Origin of the sequence: Streptomyces sp. NBC_00009, assembly GCF_045040855.1 — a bacterium.
GTDB lineage: Bacteria > Actinomycetota > Actinomycetes > Streptomycetales > Streptomycetaceae > Streptomyces > Streptomyces aureus.
On sequence record NZ_CP108312.1, the window covers coordinates 6965848 to 6979052 of the forward strand.

A 13205-nucleotide genomic window follows, 5' to 3' on the forward strand; every position below is an offset into this window, starting at 1 on the left:
CGGCTCCGGGGTGTTCGGGGTGCGGTCAGCGGCTGGTGTCCAGGATGACGCGGGAGACGAGCGCCGGGTCGTCGCTCATGGGGACGTGACCGCAGCCGGGCAGCCGCACGAGGCGGGCCCCGGGGACGGCGTGCTTGGCCCTGATGCCCTGGCGGCGCAGCAGCAGCCGGTCGCGGGTGCCCCAGGCGACGGTCACCGGGATGTCCGGCACGTCGTCCGTGAACTGCACGTCCAGGCCCGCGGCGAGGGTCTGCGCGAACCCGGGAGCGTGGCGCAGGGCCAGCGTCTCCGCGACGACCGCATCGGGTGAACGGCGGCCGGGACGGGCGTAGATGGTGCTCGTCAGGGCCGTCCGGCCCGCGGCCGACCGCGCGAGCCGCTCGATCGCGGGAACCGGCAGCGCCCGCGCGCCCTGCCGCATCGCGCGCAGCGTGCCGAACGCGTAAAGGCGCTCGGCCTGCGACCAGAACCCGCCGGGCGACAGCGCGGTGACCGACCGTACGAGCTTCTCGCGGCCGAGCTCCAGCGCCAGCAGACCACCCAGGGAGTTGCCCGCCACATGCGGCCGCTCGATGCCGAGAGCCGCGCAGAGCGAGCCGAGCGTGGCCGTCACCGTCGGAAGGTCGTAGGCGACGCCGTCGGGCAGCGCGGGAGAGGCGCCGAAGCCCGGCAGGTCGATCGCGATCACGTCGCGTTCGGCGGCCAGGACCGGGATCACCGGGGCCCAGGCCTGCCAGTGGTGGCCGATCCCGTGCAGCAGAAGCAAGGGCTCCCCGGTGCCCACGCGTTCGTACGCGACGGTCACCTCACGGGGGCCATCGGGGGTTTCGATGCTGAAGGACACCTCTGTGGCCATGTCGCTCCCTGTCCCCGACGCCCGGGCGACGGTTCCTTAGACGGCTTGTCAGCAACAATTACCGCTCAGTAGCCTCCAGTTCAAGAGGGAGAGGGCGAGACAAGCCCGGCGCGGAGCCGTTTGTGGTCACCGCCGCACCGAATCCACCTGGACACGTGCCGCCGCGTCCGTTGGGATGGAGGGGTGGCAACCGACACCGTGATTGAGGTCTTCGAAGAGCACCGGCCGGTCCTGATGGGGGTCGCCTACCGCATGCTGGGCCGCGTGGCCGACGCCGAGGACGTCGTCCAGGACGCCTGGCTGCGCTGGGCGCAGGCCGACCGCGACGAGGTGCGCGAACCACGCGCCTATCTCGTCCGCGTCGCCACCCGCCTGGCCATCGACCGCCTGCGGCAGGCACAGGTCCGGCGCGAGGCGTACGTGGGTCCCTGGCTGCCGGAGCCGCTGGTCACCGACTTCGGGCCGACCGCGCCCGACACCGCGGAGGCGGCCGTACTCGCCGAGTCGGTGTCGCTCGCCGTCCTCGTCGTCCTGGAGTCGCTCTCGCCGCTGGAGCGCGCCGTGTTCGTGCTCCGTGAGGCGTTCGGGTTCCCGTTCGCCGAGATCGCCACCACGCTCGAACGCAGCGAGTCCGCCGTGCGGCAGCTCGCGGGACGTGCCCGCAAGCACGTGGACGAGCGCCGGCCGCGCTTCGACGTCGACCCCGTCGAGCAGCGCGCCCTCACCGAGCGCTTCCTCGCGGCCGCGACGGGCGGGGACCTGGAGGGTCTGATGACGCTCCTCGCGCCCGACGCGCGCCTCGTCGGCGACAGCGGCGGCAAGTCCAAGGCGCCGCTGCGCGTCATCGAGTCCGCCGACAAGGTGGGCCGCTTCCTGCTCGGGGCCGCCAAGGGCGGCGGCGCCGCATTCACCTTCCGGATCGTGGAGCTCAACGCAGGGCCTGCCGTGCTCGCCCTCGTCGACGGCAAGCCGGACAGCGTCTTCCAGGTCGATGTCGCCGACGGCCACGTGCAGTGCGTATACATCGTGCGTAACCCGGACAAGCTCACGTCGCTCGCCTGACGTCCCCTCCGCGGCGTGCGCCGTCACCGAAGCCCCCGCCCCGACCGGGCGGGGGCTTTCGTCGTTTCGCGAACGCGGTGTGAACGCTCTGCGGACCGCCATGAACGCTCTGCGGCGGAGCCCCGCGGACCCCGGAGCGGACCGAGGATTGGTCTTGACCAAGTCGGAGGGCGGGCCTACCCTCGCAGAGATAGTGCAGGAACCTTTAATAAACAAGGGCGCTAAACACCGCCGGGACAAGACGATTGCGGAGGACAGGGTGGGGACCACGCAGTTGGAAACGGCGCCGGAGCCGAAGTACTGGCACCTCAAGACCGTGCTGACCGAGGCACTCGACTCCGAGTTCGCCGTGGGAGAGATCCTGCCGAACGAGCGGGACCTCGCGGCCCGCTTCGGAGTCGCCCGTGCCACGCTCCGCCAGGCGCTCGAACAGCTCGAACTCGAAGGCAGGCTCCAGCGCCGCCGTGGCGTCGGCACCACCGTCGCCCCGCCCCGCGTGGGCGTGGCGGTCGACTCGTCCGACGACCAGGAGTGGCCAGGCGCCGCCGACGGTGAAGCCTGGCAGGCCGTCGACAGCGAGCCCGCGGTGCCGCCGGCGGCCGTGGCCCGCATCCTCGGCACCGCGCCCGACGAGCGCGTCCACCGGGTGCGCCGTACGCGTGTGTCGCACGGCCAGCCCGTCGCCGCCGAGCTCCTCTACGTACCGTCGTCGTCCGTGCCCGAACTCTCCGCCATAGACGCCCCGTCCGGGCCTGCGCGTGGGCGTGTCGTGCTCCGCGAACTGGGGCGGCTCGGGCTCGAGGGCCAGGACCGCGCCGTCGAGCTGGGCTCGGCCCGTGCCGACGACGCGAAGGAGCTCGACCGGCTGCCGGGCGCGCCCGTCCTCGTCGTCACGACCCGGTTCTTCAGCGAGGGCGAGACGGCCGCGGTCTCCGTGGCCACCTACCGCGCCGACACCTGCCGCCTCACCTTCGGCGACTCGGGCGGCGTCGAGATCCACCACGGCCCGGACCGCCGCGCCTCCTGACAGACGCGCGGCCGGACCCGCGCCCGCCGCGTTCCGTAAAGGCCCACCGTGATCCTCCACGGTGGGCCTTCGGCGTTTGTGCGTTTCCGGCTAGGGCCTTTCGTCTGGATCAGGCTGGATCAGGGAGCGGGGTCATGGGGGTCCCCCCTGCTCGAGCGCAGCCGAGAGCTTGGGGGAGCGTGCAGCTGCAAGGCGGAGGAGGGAGCCGACGGGGAGCGTCGGCGAGTGACGACAACGCCGCAGATGTGCGTGCCACACCCCGCGAGCTCAGCATGATCCAGACGAAAGGCCCTAGCGGCGCGCCGTGACCGTTCCCTCGACGGCGAACAGCTGCTCCTCGACATGATCCAGCGCGAGCCGCAGCGCCCCGGTCGCCACCGCCGCTTCGCCCAGAACCGACAGGGCCACGCGCGGGGGACGCAGGCAGTAGCGGGCCAACTCCCGGCGCAGCGGCTCCAGTACGCCGTCCAGGCCCGCCGCCCAGCCGCCCACGACGACCAGTTCCGGGTCGAGGGCGAGCACCAGCGCCGCCACGTCGTGCACCAGGCGCTGGAGGAACCGGTCGACAGCCGCGCCGGCGCGCTCGTCGCCCTGGCGCGCTAGAGCGAAGACCTGCGCGACGGCCTGCTCGTCGAGCGGGTGCAGCGGCTCGTCCGTCGTCGAGAGCAGCGTCTCGGGGCGCACCTCGCGCCCCAGGAGGTGCAGCGCCCCGATCTCCCCGGCCGCGCCGCCGTACCCGCGGTGCAGCCGACCGCCGATCAGCGCGCCGGCGCCCGGGCTGAGCCCCGCCAGCACGAACACGATGTCGTCGGACTCGGTCGCCGCGCCCTTCCAGTGCTCGGCCACCGCCGCCGCGTTCGCGTCGTTCTCCACCAGGACCGGGCACTTGAAGGAGCGCCGCAGCCGCTCGCCCAGCTGAAGCCCCGTCCACTCCGGCAGGGCGGTGCCGAGGCGCACGGTGCCGTCGGCCTCCACGATGCCGGGGCTGCCGACGCCGACCGCCCGCAGCGAGTTCCGGGCGACGCCCGCGCGGCGCAGCAGGTCCGCGACCGCGGTCCGCAGCCGCTCGAGGCGCTCGTCGGCCGGAGCGGTCTCGTCGACGTCCTTCGCGGCCGTGCCGAGCACCTTGCCGTCCAGGTCCGACAGGACGGCGGCCACGCGGTGCGGGCCGATCTCCAGACCGAGCAGGTGCCCCGCCTCGGCCCGGAAGCGGAACCGTCGCGCGGGCCGCCCCTGGCGTCGCGTCCCGCTGTCGTCGACGGCCGTCTCGACGACGAGCCCCGCCGCGATGAGCCCTTCGACGACGCCCTCGACCGTGGGCCGGGAAAGCCCGGTGACCCGGGTGATCTCCGTGAGCGTCGCGAGATCCGTGGCGCGCAGGGCATGCAGCACCACCGCGGAGTTGATCCGCCGTAGCAGAGAAGGGTCCCCGCCGGTCAGCCGCCCCAACGTCCGTCCTCCCAGCTCGCGCGCGTGTTGGGCGGATCGTACTCGCCGCGCCGGACACCGGCGAGCGCGGGTGCACTTCTGTGTCCCGGGACGCTCAGCCGGGCGAGACGAAACCGGATTCGTAGGCGGCGATGACGGCCTGCGTCCGGTCCCGCGCCCCGAGCTTGGCGAGGAGCGCGCTCACATGCGACTTGACCGTCTCCGTGCCGACGACGAGCCGCTCGGCGATCTCCGCGTTGGACAGGCCCCGCGTCATCAGGCGCAGCACGTCCGCCTCCCGCTCCGTGAGCGCAGCGCGGTCCATCGCCTCGCGTGCCGACGTGTTGCCGTACTCGGCCGCGAGCCGCCGCACGGCCGCGGGGAACAGCAGGGAATCGCCCTCGGCCACGAGCCGCACCGCGTTCACGATCTCGGCGGGCCGCGATCGCTTCAGCAGGAACCCGTCGGCGCCCGCCCGCAGCGCCCCGTACACGTACTCGTCGTTCTCGAACGTCGTGATCACCAGGATCTTGGGCGGTTCGGACACACTGCGCAGCACCGCGCGCGTGGCCTCGATCCCGTCCAGGAGAGGCATGCGCACATCCATGGCGACCACGTCCGGACGCAGCTGCCGGACGAGCGGGATCACTGCGGCGCCGTCGGCGGCCTCGCCCACGACCTCGATGTCCGGCTGCGCGGAGAGCACGGCACGCAACCCCGCGCGGACCAGCGGTTCGTCATCGACAAGGAGCACGGTGAGCGGCATCCGGACAGCGTAGAGGGGCGGTCGAGGCGTACGTGGATCGGCCGGGCCCCCGCGAAGGGCAGTGGCGGGGATCAGCCGAGCGGCAGCTCGACGTGCACCCGCCACTGCCCTTCGTGGGGGCCCGTCTGCGCCTGCCCGCCCAGGAGCGCCGCCCGTTCGCGGATGCCGCGCAGACCGCTGCCGCTGCCTCCGCCCCGGCCGTTCACGGGTGTGTCAGCGGGGAGCGGATTGCGGACGTCGAGCCGCAGGTGGGCGCCGTCGACGGTGACATCGACACGGATCGGGACGGTCCCCGAGTGGCGCAGCACGTTCGTGAGCGACTCCTGGAGGATGCGGTAGCCCTCTCTGGAGACGGGCCCCGGCACCGTGTCGAGCGCGCCGGCCACCTTCGCGTCCACCTCAGCGCCCGAGGCGCGCGCCGAGTCCAGGAGACGGTCCGCCTCCGTGAGCGTGGGCCGTCGGCTCGCGGGCTGCTCCGACTCGCGCAGCACCAACAGGACCCGCTCCAAGTCCTCCAGGGCGGCCCTGCCGGTCTCCTCGATGGCGTCCAGGGCGCGGTCGGTGAAGGCGGGGTCGGCGGCCGCCCGCGCCGCGCCGGCCTGCACGACGGCGACGGTCAGCGCGTGCCCGATGGAGTCGTGGAGTTCGCGGGCGATGCGATTGCGTTCGAGGAGCTGCTCGGTGCGCTCCTCCAGGGCGGCCAGACGCTCCGCCGCGGACGGCCCGAGCAGACCCAGGGAGGCCGCGGCCATCAGCCGCCCGGCGAACGCGATCACGTAAATGAGCGCCAGGGGCGACACCGGCACGAGCAGCGCGGACGCCCATCCGTGCCCCGGCACGGGGATGAGCGACTCGCCCTCGGCCGAGCCGCCCGAGGAGGCGTCCACCAGTTCCAGGGTGAATGCCATGAGCTGCACGCTCACGAACGCCGTCGCGCAGCCCGCCCACAGCCGCAGCACCAGCCAGGCCGCGGTCCTGCCCCGGTCGCGCCACGAGGCCGACGGCGCCACGGAGACCTCTGACTCCCGCGGGCCGTCCTCCACGCGCGCGTGGGCACCCGGGAACAGCATCATGCGGGCCTGAAGTCCCTCGGCCCTGCGGACCACGGGGACCAGAGCGCTCGCCATGAGGAGCGGCACCGGGATCAGCAGCATCTGGACCCAGTCCCAGAACCCGGGTCTGACCAACCCCGGATAGATCATCGCGCACACCAGGGCAATGACACAGCCGACGAGGAGGTGCAGCCAGCGGGTGTACGTGACCGCGCGGGTCAGCGGCGCGAGGAGGCGGGACATGCCGCCATCGTGCCAGCGGTGCGGGCGCGGATGGCTCCCCCTCATGGGGGAGACGCTCTCCACGCCCGGGGGAGGACCCGGCGGGGGCGCGGCCGGAAGGCTGGAGCCATGACCAGCATCGACGTCCAAGAGCTCACCAAGGAGTACGGCACGACCCGCGCGGTGGACCGCCTGACGTTCAGCGTAGGGCCCGGCCGGGTCACCGGATTCCTCGGCCCGAACGGCGCCGGGAAGTCCACCACCATGCGCCTCGTCCTCGGCCTCGACCGGCCCACGTCGGGCACCGCCACACTCGGCGACCGCCCCTACGCGACGCTCGGCGAACCCCTGCGCGAGGTCGGTGCCCTCCTCGACGCCCAGGCCGCCCACGGCTCCCGTACCGCCCGCGACCACCTCCGCGCCCTTGCCGCCTCCAACCGCATCCCGGTACGCCGGGTCGACGAGGTCCTGGAGCTCGCCGGCATCGCGGCCGTCGCCGGACGCCGGATCAAGACGTTCTCGCTGGGCATGCGCCAGCGCCTCGGCATCGCCGCCGCACTCCTCGGCGACCCGCAGGTCGTGATGCTCGACGAGCCGTCCAACGGCCTCGACCCCGAAGGCATCATCTGGATTCGCGAACTGATGCGGAGCCTCGCCCGCGAGGGCCGCACGGTCCTCGTCTCCAGCCACCTCATGAACGAGACCGCCACCTTCGCCGACCACCTCGTCGTCCTGGGCCGGGGCAGGCTCCTCGCCGACACCCCGATGCAGGACTTCATCGACGCGCACAGCGAACGGCGCGTCCGCATCCGCACCACCGACCCCGCGAGCCTGCGCGCCGCACTTCGCCGCAAGGGACTCGAAGCCGTGGCAACCGGCGACGGCCGCTGGACCGTCGCCGGGGCGCGCGCGGAGGAGATCGGCGCGCTCGCCGCCACGGACGGCATCCCCGTCCTCGAACTCGCCGACGAATCAGCCTCCTTGGAGGAGGCCTATCTCGCCCTCACCGCGGGCGCCACCGAGTTCGCGTCCGCCGCGACCCCCCTCCAGGAGGCCTGACGATGTCGACCACCGCCGTGCTGCGTTCCGAATGGATCAAGGTGAGGTCGGTGCGCGCCAGCGCCGGCTCACTCGTCGCGGTCTTCGTCACGACCGTCGCCATCAACATCCTGGCCTCCGCCGCGGTCGGGCAGGCCGAGGCCGACAACAAAGGCGCCGACCTCCTCTTCGGAGCCTTCTACGCACTCAACTTCGGCCAGATCGCGGCCATCGCCTTCGGCACGACGGCCGTGTCCTCGGAGTACCTCAATGGCGCCCTGCGCGTCTCCCTCGCCGCGGTCCCCAACAGGAACCTGCTCTACGCCGCGAAGATGACGGTCGTCGGTGCCCTCGCCGTCGTCGCGGGCCAGCTCACCTCGTTCGTCACCTTCCTCTCCGGGCAGGCGTTCATGGGGTCCTACGCCCTCGGACTCGGCGATCCGGGCGCCCTGCGCGCCTGCGTCGGAGGCGGCCTCTACCTCGCGCTGATGGCCCTGTTCGCGGCCGGTCTCACCGTCGTCCTGCGCAGCGCGGTCGCCGTCCTGAGCCTGCTGATCCCGTTCATCCTGATCGTGTCCTTCGTCGTGGGTGACATGGCCGCCTCCGTCGCCGACTTCCTGCCGGACCACGCCGGACAACAGGTCCTGCACCAGGACCCGGTCGGCACGCTCGGGCCGTGGACGGGGCTCGCCGTCACCGCCGGGTGGGCGGCGGCCGCGCTCCTCGCCGGCTGGTGGGCGCTGCGCCGCAGGGACGCGTGACGGCAGGGGCTCGTAACCGCCGGACGCCCCGCCAAATGTCAGTGCTGGCCGCTTTACTGGACGTCATGAGCACCGCACAGCATCTCGCGACGATCGACCTGCTGCGCTCCCGTGAGTTCCCCGCGGAGCACGGCAGATCGGACGCGGGCTCCGGCGGACCGGGTTACCACATCGCGGAGTTGGCGACGTGCGACGAGCTCCGGGAGCCGGCCCCCGAGGGTGCCGCTCAGGACCAGTGGGTCGCCGACCGGGACGGGCTCTCCTCGGTGCTCACCGAGCGCTGGGGTGAGCCGCAGTGGTTCAGCCTGTGGAGCGTCAGCCTCCGCGCGGTCGAGGGCGGCGAGGACATACCGGAGCCCTGGGCCGCGCTCAGCGCCTATGTGCCGGACGTCCAGGTGTGGCAGGCCGACGGGCGATGGATCGTGCTGGGCATCCCGCTCGGCGCCGAGGACCTGCCGTACCGGCTCGTCGCCGCTGTCACGGACGTGGACCCGCCCTGATGCCGCGCCTGGACCCGGTGAGCGGGAACTGCCGTGCCACCATGGGATCTTGGCATCGGATCATGGCACGACCGAGGTGAGGGAGAGCACGTGAGCGAGCAGAGCGGGCAGGAACCGGGGGAGCGGACCGCGACCCACATCGCGCACAACGCCCGCGTGTGGAACTACTGGCTCGGCGGCAAGGACCACTACGAGGTGGACGAGCAGGTCGGCGACCAGGTCACCTCCATGTACCCCAGCATCGGCGAAGTGGCGCGCGCCGACCGGGCCTTCCTCGGCCGCGCCGTGACCCACCTCGCCGGCCAGGCAGGCATCCGCCAGTACCTCGACATCGGCACGGGCCTGCCCACCGCCGAGAACACCCACGAGGTCGCCCAGCGCATCGCCCCCGACTCCCGTGTCGTCTACGTCGACAACGACCCGATCGTGCTCACGCACGCCCGCGCGCTCCTCACCAGCACGGACGAGGGCGCCACCAGCTATGTGGACGCGGACGCGCGCGACCCCGCGGCCATCCTCCGCGCCGCGTCCGGCACCCTCGACCTCGGCCGGCCGGTCGCCGTCATGATGCTAGGCATCCTGAACTTCGTCCTCGACACCGCCGAGGCCACGTCCATCGTGCGCCACCTCCTGGACGCAGTCCCCTCCGGCAGCTACCTCGTGCTCACGCACCCCACGCTGGAACTGGGCGGCGAGGGAAACGAGGCGGCGATGCGCTTCTGGAACGAGAACGCGACACCGCCGATCACCGCACGCGGCCGGGCCGAGATCGAGGGCTTCCTCCACGGACTCGACATCCTGGAGCCCGGCCTCGTCTCCTGCGCGCGCTGGCGGACGGACAGCGCCGACGAGGGGCCGCTCGTCGCCCAGTTCGGCGTCGTGGCCCGCAAGCCGTAACGCAAGCCGTAAGGCAACCTGACACGCAAGCCGTAACGCGTCGCGTCAGCCGGGGAGCCCCGGCCCGTCGTCCTCCGAGGCGGCGGCGCGCAGCCGCCCGTACTCCTCGGCCATCGTCGCCGCCGTCCAATGCGCGTTCAGACCACTGGGGTTGGGCAGCGCCCACACCCGGGTCCCGCCGATCATCCGCTCCTGCGGGCCGATCCTCGCCTTCGGCTCCCCGAAGGCCGACCGAAGTGAGTACCGTGTCATACATGGGGAGGGAAAACTCTGCATGGCAGACCGGCACGAACCGGCTGCGCGTGGTCGGCGCCGTCCGACTGAGCAAGTACACCGACGCATCGACGTCGCCCGAAGTGCAAGAGGAGATGGTCACCCGAACGTGCCACCGCATCGGCGGTGAGTTCGTTGGCTGGGCCCGAGACACGGACGTGTCAGCCCTTAAAACGACTCCGTGGGAGCGGGACGAGCTAGCTCCGTGGCTGAACGCGCCTGAGTCATGGGACGTCATGATCTGGCAGAGGATGGACCGTGCTGTCCGCAGCATGGCTGACATGGCCGATCTCGGACGCTTCGCCAAGAAGTATAAGAAGCGCCTGATCTTCGCATCGGGTCCCGGCGGCGACATGCTGGAACTCGACTTCGCGTCACCGATGTCAGAGCTGATCATGCTCATCCTGGCCTTCGCTGCTCAGCTCGAAGGCCAGACGATCATGGAGCGGAACCAGGGGGCTGCGGCGCATCTCAAGTCCATCGGAAGATGGTCCGGCGGCACACTCCCATACGGCTTCATGCTGACTCGCAAGATGTTCAGCGACGGGAATGAAGGGTGGTGGCTTACGCCCCACGAGGAGACCGCGAAGATTCGGCGAGAGGCCATAGCGCGAGCCATTGCGGGGAAGAACTATTCGCAGGTGCGCCGATGGCTCCAGGAGTCAAATGCCGTCACTCCGAAGAATCATCAAGGCAGACTCGCGAAGCCCCCGCGGCCTGACGACCCGGAAGACACCTGGAATCTCACCACTGTCTACGACATGTTGAGATCGCCAATTGTGCGCGGGCATGTAGTAACCCGTGAGGGCAACATCATCCGCCACCCTGATGGGTCTCCAGTCGTCCACGCCGATCCGCTCGTTGACGATGAGACCTGGTACCAACTGAAGGCGGCGTTGCAGTCGTTGGCACTGCCCAATCAGGGGGTGCCGCGACGTGACGCGCACGAACTATTGGGTATCGCCCGGTGCGTCACCTGTAGGTCTAACATGCACGGCTCGCGGTACAAGACGCGTGGGGGTGTCTGGGTCGACACCTTCCGCTGCTACGGCGACAAGCACGCGCCCGGAGACCCTGCGTTCAGCATGAACCGGAGTCACGTCCTGGAGTTCGTGGAGGAACAGTTCCTGGCGCACGTCGGCCCCTTCCGGCGGACGCAACTGATCCGCGTCGCCGGCGTGGATCACACCGCAGAGATTGCCGAGCTGGCGTCCGACATCGAAGAACTGTCGGGCCGCCTCGTGCGGCTCCGCGGTGCGGCTGCGGATGCGGTGGAAGCGCAAGTACAGGGGTTGTCGGACCGTCAGGAGAAGCTCAAGGAGCGGCCGGTTATCCCGGCCCGCGAAGAGGTTGTTGACCTGGACACCACGTGGGCCGACGACTGGCGCGCGGCAACCGACTGGACCGTCAGACGGCAGATGCTCGCCTCCGCCGGCGTGATCGTCTGGATTGGGCCAGGCAACCGCTGGACGCCCCGTGAGGACCGTCTGACGTTCCAGATCGGCCAGCACGTCGACCCGGTACAGGACGCGCTGGACGACGTGACCTACCAAGAGAGTCTCTAAGGTCACGTTCAGGTAAAGGAGTTGGGAGCCCTGGCGGGCCAACGCCGGGGCTCCCGGCGCGAGTTTGGCCACCTCGTCGACGTCGCCAGCCGTCCGCGCCGTCCACAGGATGCTGTGGGTAACTCCAGGGAGTGACGAAGTTCTGTGGGTTCGCTACGTCGAGTGACGTAGGCGGTCATTCTGAGGGTCAAAGTGCCAAACCAACCCCTTATTTCAATTTCCTCTAACGCGCGTTAAGAGGTTTGTGAAAAAGGGGGTTAGTTTGCCAGGCCGTGCACGGCCCCGGGAGAGGCGGACGCGGAGCAAGATCACTACCGCGTCACACGCGACCCATAACAGAGGTAGGAGGGAAGGATCGCGACGCCGGCGAATGGCGCGGCGTCCGCTTCCCTCCCTGACGGCCGGCACCGCTCCTGCGCTCCCCGCACTCTCCTCCGGGTTGACGCGCGGTAGAGCGGCCCCGGTCGTCCCAATGCTTCCCGTCGACGTCCAGGGGACGGACGACGGGGGAGGTGGACGCGTGCCCCGAGGCTGGCCTAGAGGGTGACACTGCCAAGTTCCTTACCCGTCCGGCAGTCGGACGAAGGGTGGGACCGCGGGTTCGAATCCCGTCGCGCCCACGTCAGTTGAATCTCGTGAGCCAATTCCCGGAGAGAGCGATTTGGGCACCTCCCGCCGCTGCTGGGACGGGTTCAGTAGATAGGCCACGTGCCCACGCTCCTGAGGCGCCCCTGACGTCGAGGCGTATCCTTGACTGTAGAGGTAGAAGCATTCAGAGGAGGGTTCGAATGCGTCTCATCGGAGCAGCTGCCGCTACTGGCGTCGCGCTTTCTGCCATGATTTTGGAGGGCGCCGCAGGCGCAGTTAGCGCAGCCCCGCAAGCGCCAGCGGTGCACCGGGCGACTACGATTCAGGGCCATCAACGGGTGCCGCTTCCTTGCAAGATCGTGAAGACCAATAAGGTCGTCAAGGTCTTCAAGTTCGGGCACTGGCAGCTCGTCATCACGCAGGTCAAGAAAATCGTCTGTAGCCCCATCCATACGCCCACTCCGCCTCCTTCGCCGCCCCCCCTGCAGCACCGTGGGGCAGACTGCGCGCACATCGAGTGGGTTAACGGACAGAAGGTCTGTTTCCCCACGCTGGGCGGCGGCACATGAACGGCCCTAACGCATATGTACGTGTGCGGGTGTATGGGCAGAAGCGCAGTTGGTCGAGCGCCGGATTGACCGCCCGTAAGTCCATGGTTCGAGTCCACGGCTCGGCATGCAACGCGCCCTATCGGTCCTCCTGGAGGCACGGCGCGTTCCGCTGGAGTTATTGACATCCTGCAAGTTGCGAGACCTACTTGGGCTACTAGGCTGAAAATGAGGGGATATGGCCCATCTTGCAGAGGGGAACAGCCATGAACGCAAGACTCTGGAAGCGATCCGCAGTTGCTGGTTCGACGTTGATCCTCACCCTTGCCCCGTTTGGCGTGACGTCAATGGCGGCAGTAGCGGCCACGCCGAACCAGACTCACACAGCAGTCGGCAGTGACAACGACTTTCGACAGGGCTTCCGCGCCGGATTCCGGGGGGGTTACGCGGATGCTCGGGATGACTGCCGGGCAAGTAGTGGCAGCCAAAGCAACCAAAGCATCGGCGGCAACAACGATTACGCCCGCGGCTACGCCAGTGGGTACAGCAGCGGATTTGCCCGAGCAGAGAATAGGTATTGCTAGGTAGGTGAGGCTGAGGGCCTCACTTTCCTGCCGGACGT

At 70.3% G+C, this 13205-nt stretch carries 12 protein-coding genes and 1 pseudogene; 8 read left to right on the top strand and 5 right to left on the bottom strand.

All coding sequences use genetic code 11. The features are described 5' to 3' along the window. Positions 1-25 precede the first annotated feature (25 nt). Positions 26-856 carry an alpha/beta fold hydrolase gene (locus OHA58_RS31520; protein WP_405482958.1) on the bottom strand — a complete coding sequence of 277 codons (831 nt, stop codon included), beginning with the start codon at positions 854-856 and terminating at the stop codon, positions 26-28. A 183-nt stretch (positions 857-1039) separates the two neighbouring features. Between OHA58_RS31520 and OHA58_RS31525 the strand changes: the two genes are divergently transcribed. Further along, positions 1040-1918, top strand: coding sequence for an RNA polymerase sigma-70 factor (locus tag OHA58_RS31525; RefSeq protein ID WP_405482959.1), 879 nt, complete (start codon positions 1040-1042; stop codon positions 1916-1918). Between the two features lie 259 nt (positions 1919-2177). Then, complete coding sequence (locus OHA58_RS31530) at positions 2178-2945, top strand: GntR family transcriptional regulator (RefSeq protein WP_405482960.1); 768 nt, start codon at positions 2178-2180, stop codon at positions 2943-2945. Between the two features lie 291 nt (positions 2946-3236). Here the strand turns inward: OHA58_RS31530 and OHA58_RS31535 are convergent, their stop codons facing one another. The 3 genes from OHA58_RS31535 to OHA58_RS31545 all read right to left on the bottom strand — a co-directional run bounded on the left by OHA58_RS31535 (position 3237) and on the right by OHA58_RS31545 (position 6434). Further along, positions 3237-4394 carry an ROK family transcriptional regulator gene (locus tag OHA58_RS31535; RefSeq protein ID WP_328542878.1) on the bottom strand — a complete coding sequence of 386 codons (1158 nt, stop codon included), beginning with the start codon at positions 4392-4394 and terminating at the stop codon, positions 3237-3239. 94 nt (positions 4395-4488) lie between these two features. After that, positions 4489-5139, bottom strand: a complete 651-nt coding sequence (locus OHA58_RS31540; protein WP_405482962.1) for a response regulator — start codon at positions 5137-5139, stop codon at positions 4489-4491. 71 nt (positions 5140-5210) lie between these two features. Then, positions 5211-6434: a sensor histidine kinase gene (locus OHA58_RS31545; RefSeq protein ID WP_405482963.1), complete on the bottom strand. Its 1224-nt coding sequence runs from the start codon at positions 6432-6434 to the stop codon at positions 5211-5213. Between the two features lie 108 nt (positions 6435-6542). Between OHA58_RS31545 and OHA58_RS31550 the strand changes: the two genes are divergently transcribed. From OHA58_RS31550 to OHA58_RS31565, 4 genes are all read left to right on the top strand, one after another. After that, the gene (locus OHA58_RS31550; protein ID WP_405482965.1) at positions 6543-7472 is read left to right on the top strand and encodes an ATP-binding cassette domain-containing protein; all 930 of its coding nucleotides are present in this window, start codon (positions 6543-6545) and stop codon (positions 7470-7472) included. A gap of 2 nt (positions 7473-7474) precedes the next feature. Continuing rightward, entirely contained in the window at positions 7475-8212 is a 738-nt protein-coding gene (locus tag OHA58_RS31555; RefSeq protein ID WP_405482966.1) for an ABC transporter permease, read from the top strand. A 65-nt stretch (positions 8213-8277) separates the two neighbouring features. Next, entirely contained in the window at positions 8278-8712 is a 435-nt protein-coding gene (locus OHA58_RS31560) for a hypothetical protein (RefSeq protein ID WP_405482968.1), read from the top strand. Between the two features lie 90 nt (positions 8713-8802). Further along, positions 8803-9609 carry an SAM-dependent methyltransferase gene (locus OHA58_RS31565; RefSeq protein ID WP_405482969.1) on the top strand — a complete coding sequence of 269 codons (807 nt, stop codon included), beginning with the start codon at positions 8803-8805 and terminating at the stop codon, positions 9607-9609. Positions 9610-9654: 45 nt separating this feature from the next. On the opposite strand, the pseudogene OHA58_RS31570 reads toward OHA58_RS31565, so the two are convergent. Next, a pseudogene (locus OHA58_RS31570) lies at positions 9655-9843 on the bottom strand (mismatch-specific DNA-glycosylase); the annotation flags it as partial. Positions 9844-9863: 20 nt separating this feature from the next. Here OHA58_RS31570 and OHA58_RS31575 point away from each other — a divergent pair. Next, the gene (locus OHA58_RS31575; protein WP_405482971.1) at positions 9864-11447 is read left to right on the top strand and encodes a recombinase family protein; all 1584 of its coding nucleotides are present in this window, start codon (positions 9864-9866) and stop codon (positions 11445-11447) included. Between the two features lie 788 nt (positions 11448-12235). Next, positions 12236-12604, top strand: coding sequence for a hypothetical protein (locus OHA58_RS31580; protein ID WP_405482972.1), 369 nt, complete (start codon positions 12236-12238; stop codon positions 12602-12604). Positions 12605-13205 lie beyond the last annotated feature (601 nt).